Raw genomic sequence first — 16313 nt, 5'->3', positions numbered from 1 at the left:
AATTTAAACATCCAACTTTATTAGGAGGATTTATGGCAAGTGGATGGGCACGAGACGGTGCAATTCAAGATCAAATTGATGCAAGTGTTAACGACGCCGTGCAGTTTGCAAGAAGCAATTTAATATCTGGCGCAAGTGCAGAGCTATGTGATGAGTGTGATGAGAAAATCCCACAAGCGCGAAGGCTCGCGTTACCTGGAGTGCGTTATTGTGTTGCATGCCAAGCTGCAATAGAAGGTAATGGTGCTAGCGCTAAATCGTTTAATAGACGTGGCAGTAAAGATAGTCAGTTGCGTTAAAAAGGTGCTGAAAAGCACCTTTTTATTTAATACCAATCTAAATAAGTATTTGAAATTTATAAAATTAAATCCCTCCATAGTTATACCAACCAGCATGAATCTTTGAACAATTTAACGAATTAAATTGCACTATAACGTCGTTAAAAATTTTCATTTAGAACAACTAGATACAAAAATTTTTGCCTAGTTCTAGCGTAATTTTCTTAACGTTAAATAGACCCCATATATAAGCAGACTAGCATTAAGCAAATTGTTATAACTTGAATTAGTTGGTAGGTAATTTAAGATTCACTCATATTTTTTTCTGAATTAACTCAATTGCATAACCATCAGGGTCTTTTACAAAAGCAATTTCAGTAGTACCACCTTTTACAGGCCCAGGTTCACGGCTTACATTGCCACCGGCAGCTTTAATATCAGCACATGCTTTGTAAATATCATCAAACTCAATAGCAATATGGCCATATCCATTACCAAGGTCGTAGCTATCTTCGTCCCAGTTATAAGTTAGTTCTAACACTGTGTTATCTACTTCATCGCCATATCCAACAAAAGCAAGCGTGTATCTGTATTCACTGTTATCGGCTCTGCGTAATTCCTTCATACCTAGTATTTCAGTATAAAAAGCAATTGATTTATTCAAATCGGCTACACGCAGCATAGTATGTAATAAGCGCATTTTTACTACCTTAGTTTCATTTATTAAGCTGTTATTTACTGCACAGTGTATGAGCTTTATGCGCTTTTGCAATAGATGAAGGCAAGCTAGGCAAATAAAATCGGTTGAGCTAATCCTGTTACAACATTTATTTATTGATTTACTTTATTTTTGTCTAATATAACAAGTTTAACAGTGAAAGTTTGATTATTGGTCAACCTGTGAATGGTTATGAAAACATTTAAATATTTATTGGAAATTATTGCTTGAAATATGGTTTTTATTAACCAAGTTGTTGTTATTAAGTAACTTAGTTGTTTTTGGTTTAATGCATTGTAAATTGACATGTTTTACAAAGTTAACTTATTGGTTGACAAAATTACTGTATGGTAATAAAGTTTTTGCATACCAATTGGTAACCTCTGTTTTCAGGGGGTTAAATATGTTGGTAAATTATCAGAGTAATACTTAGTCGTAGTTAATATATAACCAGTAATGTTTCAGCCAAATAAGACAACTTATTTATAGGTAGAGTTATTTTATATAGCAAAATTGCAGAACATAGATGGTTTATTTCATTAGCTTACTAAGGGTTACTCTACTGAATTAAAATAAAGACAGAGCGTACCTATTTTATGGGGTAAATCATTACTCATACTCATAAAAGTTTGCGCCATCATATCTAGGAGTTATTCATGTCAAAACCTGTTATTGGTTTCATTGGTCTAGGCCTTATGGGCGGCAATATGGCCGAAAATTTACAAAACAAAGGCTATGAGCTAATTGTTATGGACCTTAGTAAAGATGCGGTTGCAGCATGTGTTGCTCGAGGTGCAAAAACAGCAAGCACTGCAAAAGAGCTAGCTGAAGGTTCTGATATTGTTATGTTTTGTCTTACAACGTCTGCCGTTGTAGAAAAAATCGTTTACGCAGAAGACGGTATCCTAGCGGGCATTAAAGAAGGTGCAGTATTAGTTGATTTTGGTACTTCTATCCCATCATCTACGAAAAAAATTGGTGCTGATTTAGCCGCTAAAGGCGCAGGCATGATCGACGCGCCACTAGGTCGTACACCAGCACATGCTAAAGACGGTCTTTTAAACATTATGGCTGCAGGTGATATTGATACATTCAATAAAGTTAAACCAGTACTGGAAGATCAAGGTGAAAACGTTTTCCATCTTGGCGAGCTAGGTGCAGGTCATACAACTAAGCTAATCAACAACTTTATGGGCATGACGACAGTTTGTGCTATGTCACAAGCATTTGCAGTGGCAGAGCTTGCTGGTGTTGACCGTCAACAACTTTTCGACATCATGTCGACTGGTCCATCTAACTCACCGTTTATGCAATTTTGTAAAAACTATGCAGTTGATAATGTTAGCGACCTTGGTTTCTCGATTGCTAATGCAAACAAAGATTTAGGCTACTTCTTACAAATGGTAGAAGACCTAGGTACTGAATCAAAAATCGCTGAAGGTTCATCAGCTAACCTACAAGCAGCGTTTGACGCTGGTATGGGGCAAGGTAACGTTCCTGAAATTTTTGATTACTTCAAAAAGTTAGAAAAGTAATACTTCTCGACCTTATTGAGCGCTTTAAGTTTTTAACTTAAGGCGCTTTAACACACATGACACCAATTGACTAAAGTCTTTGTGCAATGTCAGCTTTTTTAAATTCTGATGAAGCATTACTTTCAGTCACAACGAAAAAGAGTTAACTATGCGTTTGATTAATACAATAAAGCTTAGTCTAGTTCTCATCGGTTGCATATCCACACAAATAGCGGCCAAAGATTATTTTATAGAAAGTAAACAAGCTTTTAATGATATCGCAGCCAATCTAGTTGCTGGCGACAAAGTAGTACTTAAAAATGGTACTTGGTCTGACTTCGAAATCCTACTTGAAGGCCAAGGTACAAAAAACTCTCCTATTATATTAACCGCTGAAACTAACGGAAAAGTAATTCTATCAGGTCAATCTAACCTAAGACTTGCAGGTAAATACCTTGAAGCCTCAGGTTTAGTATTTAAAGACGGCTACACACCGAGCTCAGCTGTAATAGAATTTCGTAAAAATAAAAATGAATTAGCCTACAATTCACGAGTTACTCAAACAGTAATCGATAATTACAGTAATCCAGACAAACGAGAGTCTGATTATTGGGTTGCCTTATATGGACAGCATAACCGCTTTGATCATAGTCATTTAGTTGGCAAACGAAATAAAGGTGTGACAGTTGCTGTTCGTTTAAACACTAAAGCAAGCCAGGAAAACTATCACCACATAGACAACAACTATTTTGGCTACCGTCCTACTTTTGGTTCGAACGGTGGTGAAACCCTGCGTATTGGCACCAGCCACTACTCACTAACTGATTCGCATACATTGGTTGAAAATAATTACTTTGAACGTACCAATGGTGAAGTAGAAATTGTTTCGGTTAAATCAGGCAAAAACATCCTTCGTAATAACGTATTTTATGAAGCGCGCGGTACATTAACGCTGCGCCATGGTAATGGTAATCTTATAGAAGAAAATATTTTTATTGGTAATGGTGTTGATCACACAGGTGGTATCCGCGTTATCAATAAAGATCAAATTGTAAGAAACAACTACCTACAAGGCCTAACAGGCTATCGTTTTGGCAGTGGTTTTACTGTGATGAACGGCGTACCAAATTCATCTATTAATCGTTATCACCAAGTAGAAAATGCGACGATTGAAAACAACACATTTATAAATGTGCGTCATATTCAACTTGCTGCAGGTAGCGATGCTGAGCGTAGCGCAACCCCTAAAAATAGCGTAATGAAAAACAACTTAATCATAAATCAAGATGGTGAACAGCCATTTACCACATTCGACGATGTAAGCGGGCTGGTACTAAGTAACAACATTGCAGATACAAAAGTGCTTTCTGATCTAACTTACGGTGTAAAAAAAGAAAAAATCACGCTTGAAAAAGCAAGTAATGGTCTACTTTACCCAACATCTAAAAGTTTAAATGTAGGTGCAAAGCGCGATTTAAAAGTACTTAAAAAAGAAGATACCGGTGTTAGCTGGTATGCAAAAGTACCTGCTTTAGTTGATTTTGATTCTGGTAAGACACATTTTGTTAAAGCTGATGTAAGTGCATTACTAGACGCTATTGATAATGCAGAGTCTGGCGATGTTCTAGAACTAGCGCCTGGCCAGTATGATGTTTCTAAACTGGTTAAAATTGATAAAACGCTGACAATTAAAGCGAAGCAGAGCGCAAAGTCTAAACTTACTTTTCAACGCTCTACCTTGTTTGAAATACATGATGGCGGCAGCTTAAAACTAGATGGTTTATCAATTTCAGGTGAAAACGCGCCAGATGCAATAGGTAACAGCATTGTTCGTACGCAAAAATGGGGTATGGTTGATAATTACCGCTTTGTAATGACCAACTCACAGTTAAATGCTTTAGATATTAATCATTCATTCCATTTCTTTATCACTGGTAAAGGCGCAATGGCTGACGAAATTATTGTTACAGATAATACCTTTAATGCAGTAACTGGCGATATTTTACGTTTAAATACTGAAATTGAAGACTTAGGTGTTTATAACGCCGAATACGTTATTGTCAATAATAATACATTTAATGATGTAAAAGGCGGCATAGTTAAGCTTTACCGTGGTGGTTCTGATGAAAGTACATTTGGCCCCCATTTTGAAATGACAAATAACACGCTTAATAACGTCGGCCTTGGTAAGCGTAACAAAGAGCAAGCGAGCATTTATGTTCACGGTGTTCAGGTTACTAATATCAAAGATAATAAATTTGTTAAATCTGCTCCTATTGTTGTAGAGCACACAGTAGGCGAGCCTAAAACTGAAATCTCAGACAATACATTTGATGCAACTAAAGCACCAAGTGTTAAAGAACTAAGAGTTAAAGGCCCACACACGGCAGTATTAAAAAACAACAACATTTTAAATAAGGCAGGGTAAATACTATGTACTTATTAAAATGCCAAACAGGTTTTAAAATAGCCGCTGTAGCTGCACTTACATTACTAACATCATTGGGGGCGCATGCAGCGCACCCAAACTTAGTAATTACTACTGATGATGTTAAGCAAATGCGCCAAGCAATTAGTAGCAACGGTAGCACAAAGTTTGCTACTGCGTTTGAATCGCTAAAAGCGCAAGTTGATGAACAAATTGCACAGCCTATAACTGTACCCGTTCCAAAAGACGGTGGTGGTGGTTATACACATGAGCGCCACAAAAAAAATTACCAACTTATGTATAACGCGGGCATTATTTATCAATTAAGCCAAGATGATAAATACGCAAACTATGTACGTGATATGTTGCTTGAGTATGCAAAATTATACCCAACGCTTGGTCTGCATCCAAAACGTAAAATGGACTCGCAAAACCCAGGCAAGTTTTTTTGGCAAAGCCTAAATGAAGCAATGTGGCTTGTGTACACAATACAAGCTTATGATCTAATTCATGACTCGTTAAATGCCGATAATATTAAAACAATCGAGAATGACTTACTCCGTCCTGTTTCGTTGTTCACATCTGTAGGCCAACCTTCTACATTTAATAAAGTACATAACCATGGAACATGGGCAACAGCGGGTGTTGGCATGGCAGGGTATGTATTAGGCGAACCTGAGTGGGTAGAAAAATCATTATACGATTTAGAAAAGTCGGGTAAGGGTGGCTTTATTAAGCAGCTAGAGATGCTGTTTTCACCACAAGGTTACTATAACGAAGGTCCTTACTATCAGCGCTTTGCACTATTACCCTTTGTAACGTTTGCTAAAGCGATTGAAAACAACGAACCACAACGAAAAATATTTGAATATCGCGATGGCATATTATTAAAAGCGATTGATACGACGATTCAACTTAGCTACAACGGTTTGTTTTTCCCAATTAACGATGCAATAAAAAGTAAAGGTATCGATACCATTGAGTTAGTTAATGGTGTAACGGCAGCCTATGGCTTAACCAACGATGCGGGTTATTTAGATATTGCTAAACAACAAGACCAAATAATTCTCTCTGGTGATGGACTAAAAGTAGCTCAAGCACTTGATAACAACATGGCAAAACCTTATTCGTTTAAATCTGTTGCCTTCGGCGATGGTAATGACGGTAAACAAGGTGCTCTAGTTGTAATGAGAACGCAGGTAGGTGGCGATCAAGTACTGCTATTTAAACCTGCCGCACAAGGCTTAGGTCACGGTCATTTTGACAAACTAACATGGCAATTTTACGACCACGGTAATGAAATTGTATCTGATTATGGCGCAGCACGTTTTTTAAATGTAGAAGCTAAATACGGCGGTCGTTATTTACCTGAAAACGAAACTTACGCTAAACACACTGTTGCGCACAATACGGTAGTGGTTGACGAAACAACGCATTTTAATGCAAATGTTGAAGTAGGAAATAGTAATTACCCTACACTTAACTTTTTCGAAACAAATGAATACGGCACGATTTCAAGCGGCGAAATAAGCACAGCTTATAACGGCGTTGATCTTGAGCGTACGCTTGCACTTATTAACTTACCTGAACTACAAAGCACAGTTGCACTTGATATATTTGATGTTGCTGCAAATAAAGCGCATCAACTTGACCTGCCTTTGCATTATAAAGGTCAGCTTATCGATACCAGCTTTGAGTTAAAAGCAAATGCAACACAGCTGTCTGCGCTAGGTACTAAAAATGGCTACCAACATTTATGGCTTAAAGCTCAAGCGCAACCTCAAAGTGGTTTAGCTAAAGTAACGTGGCTAAACGAAAATGGTCGCTTTTATACGCAAACGAGTTTGGTTAAAGGTGATGAGTCTTTCTTGTTTACTCAAATAGGCGCAAATGACCCTCACTTTAATTTACGCAACGAAAACGGTTTTGTTCGTCGTATTGAGGGTCAAAAGCAACATAAGTTTATATCTGTATTAGAGCCACATGGTGAGTACAACCCAAGTAAAGAATATACCCTAGAAGCTGTTAGTCGAGTTACAAAGCTTGAATATAGTCAGCAGGGCGATTTGACACTTGTTGAACTTGATATTAAAGGCAACTCATATTTAGTGGCAATTAATAAAGCACCAACATCAGCTAAAAACACATTCAATTATCAAAATAAAGAGTTCACTTTAAATGGCCGATTAGGCGTTTATATGATGAACAATAATCAGGAGTAAATAGGATGCAAAAGCAAAGCGCAAACTTTTCATTTGGTAACGAGACCGAAATAGAAGACTTAGGAAATGGTCTAAAACGTCAAATGCTAGGTTATAACGAAGAGCTAATGGCTGTTAAAATTTGGTTTGAGAAAGGGGCTATTGGTTATAACCATGCTCACAGACATTCTCAAGTAACGTATGTTGTTGAAGGTGAGTTTCACTTTAACATTGATGGCGTAACTAAAATCTTAAAACCGGGTGATAGCTGCTTAATCCCACCATTTGCTGATCATGGAGCTACCTGTCCAACAGGCGGAATCCTGATTGATACTTTTAGCCCAGCGCGTGAAGACTTTCTTGAGGATTAATTATGCAACTTAAAGGCTTACGTTGGTGGGTTATAGCGCTAATTGCGCTAGCTACCATTATTAACTATATAGACCGCCAAGCACTTAGTGTGCTTTGGCCGGACATTGTTGAAGATTTATTTCCTGATGAATCAGCGCTAGAACGCAAACAAATATACGCTAATATTTCAATTGTGTTTGTATTTGCTTATGCATTTGGTCAAGCCATATTTGGTAAAATATTTGACTGGGTAGGCACACGCTTTGGTTTTGTACTGTCAATAGGTGTTTGGTCTATTGCAACCGTTGCGCATGCATTTGCACAAGGTGTACTTAGTCTTAGTATTTTTCGCGCAATCTTAGGTGTAGCAGAAGCCGGTAATTGGCCAGGTGCAGCTAAAGGTAACGCAGAATGGTTCCCTACTAAAGAACGTGCTTTAGCACAGGGTATCTTCAACTCTGGCGCCGCAATTGGCGGTATTATTGCTATTCCTTTAATTGCCTATTTAACTATCTACTTTAGCTGGCAAATGGTGTTTGTTTTTGTGGGCGTATTAGGTTTTCTTTGGTTAGTGCCTTGGTTAATTTTAGTTAAAGCGCCGCCTAGCTCTCATCCTTGGCTTACAGCTGAAGAACGTGAATACATTTTAACAGGTCAAAGACGTGTTGATGATAATGGCGATGTAACAGGCGAAGAAGAATATAATCCTTCAACTGCTGAGTTACTTTCTCGTAAGCAAAGCTGGGGTGTAATCATTGCCTCTGCCGCAATTGACCCAATTTGGTGGTTATTTGTTTTTTGGATCCCTATTTACCTAAACGAAGTATACGGCATGGATGTTAAATCTATTGGTATATACGGTTGGGTACCTTATGTTGGCGCTATGTTTGGTGCTTGGTTTGGTGGCTTATTGGCTCAAAACAGGCTTAAAGCCGGTTGGAATACAGATAAAACACGTAAGTTAACTATTACGCTAGGTTGTTTAATTATGCTACCAGCGTTACTTGCGATGGCCAATCCTGGCGGACCAACGACAGCGGTGCTTATTATGGCTGTTATTTTATTTGGTTTTCAAACTGCAATTGGTAATGTGCAAACACTACCAAGTGATTTGTTAGGCAAAAAAGCGGTAGGTACATTATCAGGTTTTTCTGGTATGGCGGCAAAACTTGGTGCTGTAGGCCTTACATCGCTTGTGCCTATTCTTACTGCTGATGGTAACTACACGCCAGCATTTGTTATTGGTGCTTCTTTAGCCATTATAGCAATGGCAGCTGTTTGGATTTTAATTCCAAAAATAGAACCTCTTAAAAAGCCTCAATAATCTAGATAATAACTGCTATGCCAACATATTCTGTATAAGCGCATAGCAGTTAACTACATAGGGTAACTTCCAAGATGAAAAATATTTACTTTATCGGTGAATGCATGGTCGAGCTTAGAGCTATGAGCGCAGGCACACTACACCAATCATTTGCAGGCGATGTTTATAATTCTGCAGTGTATTTAAAACGTTGCTTCCCGCAGGTTACTACTTCGGTTGTTACGGCTTTAGGTCAAGATAATTTAAGTAAAAAAATGCTAGAACGCTTTGAAAGTGAAAAAATAAATACACAACTTGTATTTGCTCACGACACCAAAGTACCAGGTATGTACTACATAGAAACCGATGAGCATGGTGAGCGTAGCTTTATTTATTGGCGTAATGATTCTGCAGCTAAAAAGGTTGTTGATTTTTTAGATGCTGATGCACTCGAGCAGCTTAGCCAAGGTGATATGTTTTTCTTTTCAGGAATTTCATTAGCAATAATTGAAGAAAGTGCACGTAAGCACTTTTGGAAAGTTGTAAAGCAGCTTAAAGATGCTGGGGTTAAAATAGTTTTTGATCCTAATTACAGAGCGCGTTTGTGGAATAGTGTAGAGGAAACTAAAGAGCAATATCATTTAGCTTTTACGCTTGCAGATATCACCCTACCAGGGGTTGAAGATTTAACAGCACTTTATGACGTACATAGCGTAGAAGCGGTTGTTGAATATTTAAAACCTTATCAAATTGAAGAAATTGTTGTTAAAAATGGCCCTGAATCGGTAGTGACAAAAGAGGGCGATACGCTTCAAAGCCACACCATAATACCGGTAACAAATGTTGTAGATACTACATCCGCTGGCGATGCCTTTAACGGTGTTTATTTAGGTGCTCGTTTAACTGATAAATCAATTTCAAGTGCTGTACAACTTGCTGCAAAAGCAGCAGGTGCTGTTATACAACAGCCAGGCGCAATTGCTCCAAAAGATATATTTCAGCTAGCAATGGCTGAAGCTGGGAGCTGATACCAATTTTATTAAAAACATGATCACCTTAGCGTATTAAATAACTCACTAACTACGTTAAAAATTATTTATATAGAGCAACTATGTATCATAATTTTAGCCTTGTTATTGAGCTATTTTCTTGTCGCTATAATAGCTCATTAATTTAATGCAATTGGTATAACAAAATAATTAACCTGAACTCTGGTTAAGAGATTTACTAACATATTGAATCATGGTGATATTTAAAATTATTTTCTCTAGCTAGAGATTGTCAGTGAAAACAAGGCGAATTTACGCGTCAATAGCGGGCCTATTGCAAGTAAATTCAACACAGTTAGCGCTGAAAATAGCTGCTTGAGATAGATTTATTATCTAGAGTTCAGGTTAATCAAACATTAAAGGCCGCCATACATAGGCCGCATTACTTTTTATAAAGGAACAACGTTATGACTCGCTTTTCTGAACTTATGTCAGGACAAACACTGCTACCTATAATTCAAGCTGATACGCCAGAGCAAGGTGTTCAAATAGCAAAAGCCATGGCTAACGCGGGCCTTACTCTAGTTGAAGTAGTACTAAGAACAGAGGCATCAATAGAGGCATTAAAAGCTATTAAAGCACAAGTGCCTGAGCTAAAAGTAGGTGCGGGTACAGTCATAAATACTGATATTTTAGAGCAAGCACTTGAAGCGGGTTCTGACTTTATTGTAACGCCAGCGGTGTCTCCTGCATTACTTACAGCGCTTGCTAAATGTAATGTACCGGTACTTCCTGGTGTATCAAACACCGGTGATATTTTAATGGCGCTTGAATATGGCTTTGAAGAGCAAAAATTATTCCCGGCTTCGCTTGCCGGTGGAGCACCTTTTGTATCAGCTGTGTCGTCAGTATTTAGAGCAGTCAGCTTTTGTCCTACAGGTGGTGTTAGCGAAAGTAACAAAATGGACTATCTTTCTTTAAATAATGTATTCGCCGTTGGCGGTACTTGGATAGCGAAAAAAGAATGGGTTGAACAAGAAAATTGGCAAGCAATTACCGATTCTTGTATCCAAGCTTTAAAGTAGAAAGGATCTGATAAATGAATTATTTAGCCCCAACAATACTGCCAGGCGTAATCGTTGGCGACGAAGTAAGTGCTGTGTATGAACACGCACGTACTAACCAATATGCGTTACCAGCGGTAAATGTTGTTAGTACAACATCTATAAATGCGACGCTAGAAGCTGCTAAAAAGAAAAACTCGCCCGTTATTATTCAGCTTTCTAATGGTGGAGCTCAATTTTTTTGTGGTAAAAGCTTATCCTTACCAGAGCAACAATCAGCAGTGCTTGGGGCGGTAAGTGCTGCAAGATATGTACATTCAGTGGCAGCACATTATGAAGTGGCAGTGATGCTTCATACTGATCATGCAGCTAAAAAGCTACTACCTTGGATTGATGGTTTGCTTGATGAAGGTGAGAGACACTTTGAACTGACTGGCAAACCACTGTTTAGCTCGCATATGATTGATCTGTCAGAAGAGCCTTTAGAAGAAAATATCGAAATTTGCGAACGTTACTTAATGCGTATGGCAAAAATAGGTATGACGCTAGAGATTGAGCTTGGCTGCACGGGCGGCGAAGAAGACGGTGTTGATAACTCACACTTAGATAGTTCTGCTTTATATACTCAACCTGAAGATGTTGCATTTGCTTACGAGCGTTTAAGTCGTATTAGCCCTAACTTTATAATTGCGGCATCTTTTGGCAATGTTCATGGTGTATATAAACCGGGTAACGTTGTTCTTACGCCAACTATTTTAAAAGATTCACAAGCTTACGTATCAGAAAAATTTAATCTACCAAGTAACTCAATTAACTTTGTTTTTCATGGTGGTAGTGGTTCTGAGTACAGTAAAATTGCAGAGTCTTTAACGTATGGCGTAGTGAAGATGAATATTGATACCGATACGCAGTGGGCGTGTTGGACAGGTATTTTAGATTACTACAAAGACAAGCAAGCATACCTACAAGGGCAAATTGGTAACCCTGACGGGGATGATAAGCCAAACAAAAAATATTACGACCCTCGCGTATGGCTGCGTCATTCAGAGCAAAGTATGGTTGCAAGGCTAGAGCAATGCTTTGACGATCTAAATTGTGTAAATAGGTATAGCGTATGAAAAGATTAAATACAGTATTGAAAGAAGACGGTGTAAATACCGACCTTATTTTACTTATTCGCACAATTTTAGCGACCAGTAAAGAGATAGCTTTTCGAGTAAGCCAAGGTGAATTAGCCGGTGTTTTAGGTTCAACATTGAATGAAAACGTTCAAGGTGAAGTTCAAAAAAAGCTTGATGTAATCGCAAATCAACTACTTAAAGACATCCTACTTGACGATAGCAGCGTACGAGCAGTTGCATCAGAGGAAGAAGATCATGCGGTAGGTGGCCATCCTGAAGGTCAATTTATTGTTGCTTTTGACCCGCTAGATGGCTCTTCTAATATTGATGTTAATGGGCAAATAGGCACTATATTTACTATTTACTTAGCCCGTGATGATGTTCCTTTTGACAGCGACGAGCAATTTAGTCAGCCCGGTGTAAATCAAGTATGTGCAGGCTATGTGTTATACGGCCCTTCATCATTACTTGTAATGAGTACTGGCGGTCCTACGCGTTGTTATACGTTAGACTCAACACATGGCGGTTACTTACTGACAAATAAGCAGTTAAGTGTGCCAGAGCAAAGTCGTGAATTTGCCGTTAATATGGCTAACTACCGTTATTGGGACGAACCAACACAAGTGTATTTTGATAAATTGCTATACACCTGTGAAAACTTCGAAAAAAGCTCAATCCGTTGGAATGCAGCGATGGTCGGCGACGTTCATCGTATTTTATGCCGAGGCGGTTTATTTTTGTATCCACAAGATAAACGTATCGGTAACGATAACGGTAAAATAAGACTGCTTTATGAAGCAAATCCGTTAGCACTTTTAGTTGAAAACGCAGGTGGCAAAGCAACCTCTAGAGGAGCGCGAATTTTAGATATTGCGCCAACTAGCTTGCATCAACGTGTGCCTGTTGCTTTAGGCTCGAATGAACCTGTGGAATTTTATAATAGCGCTATGTTATAAAACAGCACTCAACAAAAAAGGGGCAAGAAAATTGCCCTTTTTTTACCCTTATTTTTCATTTTCTTTGTAAATAATCCTTTCTATGCAAATTCACTGCATTTCTTAATTTTTTATAGTCTTCAAGTAAGAATACTTCACATATTAAATAAATCTTATTTACTTAATCCCGAGTAAAACCAATTTTTTACTCTAGGGTTATGTATTTTCCTAGTAATTATGCACGATTGAATTCAATTTTTGACTAGAAATAACAGCGTAGGGTTAACTGTATGTTCATTTATTGTTATTTAATTCGGTGGGTATAGTGGAAAAAGTTATTTTATTATGGTTATATTACCAAGTTGGTTAACAATTCATTTGCAATTTAGATGAATTTGGTAATAAGCAGACGATTTATTTGGTAACACACACAATAGATAGCCAAATATTAAAACTATAAATTTGGAGAATAGAGCCACCATGAAATTAAAACACTTTGCACTATGCGCTATTGCGATAGCAATAGTTGGTTGTGACACAGATTCAAACAATAATGACAACAACTTGGGCTCTATTGCTCTAACCGGAACAGTAACAAGTGGGCAAACATTAACAACGGCCGTTAGTGACCCAGATGGGATATCGGGTGAAATTACATATTTTTGGTATGCAGATGGGCAAGCTATTGAAGGGGCTAAAAGTTCATCATTTACATTAACGGATGACCAAATCGGCTTATCTATTACTGCACAAGCACTTTATACCGATGATGATGGCATTAATGAATCACATATCACAGAACCAACCGCAGATGTTGCCGCAATTGCATTCCCTGCAAGCTTAACCATTACGGGTGACGCGCTAGTTGGTTCGCAACTAACTGCCAATGTAGCTGACGAAAATGGTTTTGATGGCGATACAGTAACTTATAAATGGTTTGCGGATGATGTAGAAATTGCAGATGAAGTACTTTCAACGCTCACGTTGACAGACGCACAATTTGGTACGGTTATTACTGTTAGTGCATCTTTTGAAGATGATCGTGGGTTTGCTGAATCTGTTACTTCAGCCAGTACAGAGGTTGTAGCACGAACAAACTCAGAGGGTGAAGTGATAATTAGCGGCACGCCAACTGTTGGAAACACATTAACAGCAGAAATTAATGATACCGATGGAGCATCAGGAGATATTACTTATCAATGGCTTGCTGACGCACAAGAGATAGATGGCGCAATAGAGAGCACCTTTGCAGTTGATGCATCACTTTTAGGTCAAAAAATAAGTGTGCAAGTTGCTTATACAGATGATAATGGATTTATCGAGGATAATACATCAGAGGAAACAATTGCTGTTTCTGCTGTTGCGGTTGACGAAGCCGGTAGCGTAGCCATTATGGGAGTAGTGCCTTATTTAACAAGTGGTGAGTTAACCGCTGAGATAACTGATAACAACGGTGTTGAAGAGGCTAACGTTACTTATACTTGGTCTGCTGATGGCGTTGAAATAGCTGGCAGCAATAGTAAAACATTTACACCTTCTGCTTACGCAGGCTCAATAATGTCAGTTACAGCTACGTATACAGACAACGATGGCTTTGCAAGTAGCGCTACAAACTCACTTGACACAGTGGTTTACACACAATTAGTTAGTAACCCTGAAGCACTCCTTGGTGCTATAAGTGGCGGTTTAGCTGATGGCGATGTTATTGGCTTAAACACCGGTGTTTATGCTGATATGGACGCAATTTTATTAACCAGTGCAGTAACGCTGCGCGCTGTAGAAGGGCAGAATCCGGTACTTAGCGGGGAAGTATGTGTACATGTTGCCAACGGCGTTGACGGCGCTGCATTAACAGGGCTTACCTTTAAAAACATAGACACTAAAGCGGGTGCATTTTGTGAAACCGAAGAAGAAACTGTAATTTACTCAGAGGGCGATAACTTTATATTTTCACAAAATACGATGGATGGAGAAGACACTTCACTTAATAACGCTAAATATAATTGGATAGTGTTAAAAGGTAAAGGCGCACTAGTGGAACGAAACACGTTTACTAACCGAAATACGGTAGAAGAAGGCTCTGTGATTAAAATGTCATCTTCAAGCTCTGATCACACTATTCAGTATAATTTATTCAGTGATAGTAATAATCCAAACTTTGCTGAATCAAGCTTACACCTAATTAATGCTGGTAATACAACGGGCGCTGACGCGGCAGAAAACGCTAATTTTACTATTCAATACAACAGGATAGAAAACTTTGTAACAGGACGTCGTTTAATCAAAGTGCAAACATCTGGTGCAACTATCAAAGGCAATACAATTGTAAATCCTAATGGCGGTATTTCATTAGAAGATGGAGGATTTAACAGTGTCACAGATAATGTGATTATTCGTACTACGGATATTGCTAGCTCAGATGATAGACCGAGCGGTGTGTTAATTACACCACTTGGACATACCGTTATTAATAACTATATTGCAGGTATTCGCTCTGATAATAAAGAAGCGGGTGGCATAGTGTTTACAGCTAATCCCTTTTCGCAAGACGATGGCGGCGTACCAAAGTCAGGAAATCAAGCAGTGCTAAATGCTGCTGGTGACTTTACACTTAACGTTAAGAACAATACGGTATTAAACTCTCAACAACCCATAGTGTTCAGTACTGAGATCGGCTCTAAAGCACCAGCAAGTGATTGTGATGAGTTAACCGCAGTGAATGCGCCAGTGCTATATGGCCTAACCAAAAATGCGTTTGTTATCAACTTTGATGGAAATTTAATCGCAAACGGTTTAGGTGATCAATCTAGTAGCGATACAATTGCCAGTAGTGCATTAACACAAGGTTTATTTTACCCATATACACTTAGTAGTGATCATGCTTTTGAATATGACTGCGACTTAATTAATCATACTTCATCGGTATTAAGTAACAACTTTGGTTATACGGATAGTCGAGTATCAGGTGATGCAAGCGGCGACTGGGTTGAAATCAGAAAACTAAACGGTAATGGTGCATTTGATACTGATGGAGCTATCGACCAAGACCCAGCAACTAATAATAAAGAAGTGCTAGAGTATGTTACAGCAACAAGTACGCTAATAGAAACATCACCAACTGGTGCGCAGGTTTTGGCTGGTGCTAGAGGCCTTCATTATATTCAAACTTCAGAAGTGGGTGTTGGATCTACTTGGAAAATACAAAACGATTAATTTGTAGTAAAACGTTTAATCGGTGTTTTGATTAAAAACTTACTAATTTTTTAGCCCCAATTTTGGGGCTTTTTATTTCCTCCCAAATACCCCCTCAAACCTGCGCAGCAGGTAAATTGACTCCCAATAGATAGACACGGCCAGACGCATGTTGCGTTTATAAGCAAATATTTTATTCGTAATACTTGTACCAACAAC

Annotated in this window: 12 protein-coding genes; 11 read left to right on the top strand and 1 reads right to left on the bottom strand. The window is 38.4% G+C overall.

Features of this window, described 5'->3' with window-relative positions:
- The first annotated feature begins 32 nt into the window (after positions 1-32).
- Positions 33-299 (top strand): DksA/TraR family C4-type zinc finger protein, encoded by a 267-nt coding sequence (locus tag D172_RS11690; protein WP_007378596.1) that lies wholly within the window; start codon positions 33-35, stop codon positions 297-299.
- A gap of 292 nt (positions 300-591) precedes the next feature.
- On the opposite strand, the gene gloA is transcribed toward D172_RS11690, so the two are convergent.
- Positions 592-978, bottom strand: coding sequence for a lactoylglutathione lyase (gloA, locus tag D172_RS11685; protein WP_007378595.1), 387 nt, complete (start codon positions 976-978; stop codon positions 592-594).
- Positions 979-1652: 674 nt separating this feature from the next.
- Between gloA and D172_RS11680 the strand changes: the two genes are divergently transcribed.
- The 10 genes from D172_RS11680 to D172_RS11635 all read left to right on the top strand — a co-directional run bounded on the left by D172_RS11680 (position 1653) and on the right by D172_RS11635 (position 16115).
- On the top strand, positions 1653-2531 hold the full coding sequence (locus D172_RS11680) for an NAD(P)-dependent oxidoreductase (protein WP_002962960.1): 879 nt from the start codon (positions 1653-1655) through the stop codon (positions 2529-2531).
- Positions 2532-2679: 148 nt separating this feature from the next.
- Positions 2680-4938, top strand: a complete 2259-nt coding sequence (locus D172_RS11675; protein ID WP_007378594.1) for a polysaccharide lyase 6 family protein — start codon at positions 2680-2682, stop codon at positions 4936-4938.
- A 5-nt stretch (positions 4939-4943) separates the two neighbouring features.
- Entirely contained in the window at positions 4944-7160 is a 2217-nt protein-coding gene (locus D172_RS11670) for a heparinase II/III domain-containing protein (protein WP_007378593.1), read from the top strand.
- A 5-nt stretch (positions 7161-7165) separates the two neighbouring features.
- Entirely contained in the window at positions 7166-7510 is a 345-nt protein-coding gene (locus tag D172_RS11665; RefSeq protein WP_002962963.1) for a cupin domain-containing protein, read from the top strand.
- Positions 7511-7512: 2 nt separating this feature from the next.
- Positions 7513-8814 (top strand): MFS transporter, encoded by a 1302-nt coding sequence (locus D172_RS11660; RefSeq protein ID WP_007378592.1) that lies wholly within the window; start codon positions 7513-7515, stop codon positions 8812-8814.
- A 74-nt stretch (positions 8815-8888) separates the two neighbouring features.
- The gene (locus D172_RS11655; protein WP_007378591.1) at positions 8889-9821 is read left to right on the top strand and encodes a sugar kinase; all 933 of its coding nucleotides are present in this window, start codon (positions 8889-8891) and stop codon (positions 9819-9821) included.
- 428 nt (positions 9822-10249) lie between these two features.
- Positions 10250-10867, top strand: coding sequence for a bifunctional 4-hydroxy-2-oxoglutarate aldolase/2-dehydro-3-deoxy-phosphogluconate aldolase (gene eda / locus D172_RS11650; RefSeq protein WP_007378590.1), 618 nt, complete (start codon positions 10250-10252; stop codon positions 10865-10867).
- A 14-nt stretch (positions 10868-10881) separates the two neighbouring features.
- Positions 10882-11964 (top strand): class II fructose-bisphosphate aldolase, encoded by a 1083-nt coding sequence (fbaA, locus tag D172_RS11645; RefSeq protein WP_007378589.1) that lies wholly within the window; start codon positions 10882-10884, stop codon positions 11962-11964.
- Positions 11961-12923: a class 1 fructose-bisphosphatase gene (locus D172_RS11640; RefSeq protein WP_007378588.1), complete on the top strand. Its 963-nt coding sequence runs from the start codon at positions 11961-11963 to the stop codon at positions 12921-12923. The genes fbaA and D172_RS11640 overlap by 4 nt, the downstream gene beginning before the upstream one ends.
- 459 nt (positions 12924-13382) lie before the next feature.
- Entirely contained in the window at positions 13383-16115 is a 2733-nt protein-coding gene (locus D172_RS11635; protein WP_007378587.1) for a hypothetical protein, read from the top strand.
- Positions 16116-16313 lie beyond the last annotated feature (198 nt).

Source organism: Pseudoalteromonas sp. Bsw20308, assembly GCF_000310105.2.
Taxonomy (GTDB): domain Bacteria; phylum Pseudomonadota; class Gammaproteobacteria; order Enterobacterales; family Alteromonadaceae; genus Pseudoalteromonas; species Pseudoalteromonas fuliginea.
This window is presented reverse-complemented; position numbering and strand designations above follow the sequence as displayed.

Coding starts and splice junctions, on each gene's coding strand:
- D172_RS11690 (WP_007378596.1), top strand. CDS start 33: ATGGCAAGTGGATGGGCACGAGACGGTGCAATTCAAGATCAAATTGAT.
- gloA (WP_007378595.1), bottom strand. CDS start 978: ATGCGCTTATTACATACTATGCTGCGTGTAGCCGATTTGAATAAATCA.
- D172_RS11680 (WP_002962960.1), top strand. CDS start 1,653: ATGTCAAAACCTGTTATTGGTTTCATTGGTCTAGGCCTTATGGGCGGC.
- D172_RS11675 (WP_007378594.1), top strand. CDS start 2,680: ATGCGTTTGATTAATACAATAAAGCTTAGTCTAGTTCTCATCGGTTGC.
- D172_RS11670 (WP_007378593.1), top strand. CDS start 4,944: ATGTACTTATTAAAATGCCAAACAGGTTTTAAAATAGCCGCTGTAGCT.
- D172_RS11665 (WP_002962963.1), top strand. CDS start 7,166: ATGCAAAAGCAAAGCGCAAACTTTTCATTTGGTAACGAGACCGAAATA.
- D172_RS11660 (WP_007378592.1), top strand. CDS start 7,513: ATGCAACTTAAAGGCTTACGTTGGTGGGTTATAGCGCTAATTGCGCTA.
- D172_RS11655 (WP_007378591.1), top strand. CDS start 8,889: ATGAAAAATATTTACTTTATCGGTGAATGCATGGTCGAGCTTAGAGCT.
- eda (WP_007378590.1), top strand. CDS start 10,250: ATGACTCGCTTTTCTGAACTTATGTCAGGACAAACACTGCTACCTATA.
- fbaA (WP_007378589.1), top strand. CDS start 10,882: ATGAATTATTTAGCCCCAACAATACTGCCAGGCGTAATCGTTGGCGAC.
- D172_RS11640 (WP_007378588.1), top strand. CDS start 11,961: ATGAAAAGATTAAATACAGTATTGAAAGAAGACGGTGTAAATACCGAC.
- D172_RS11635 (WP_007378587.1), top strand. CDS start 13,383: ATGAAATTAAAACACTTTGCACTATGCGCTATTGCGATAGCAATAGTT.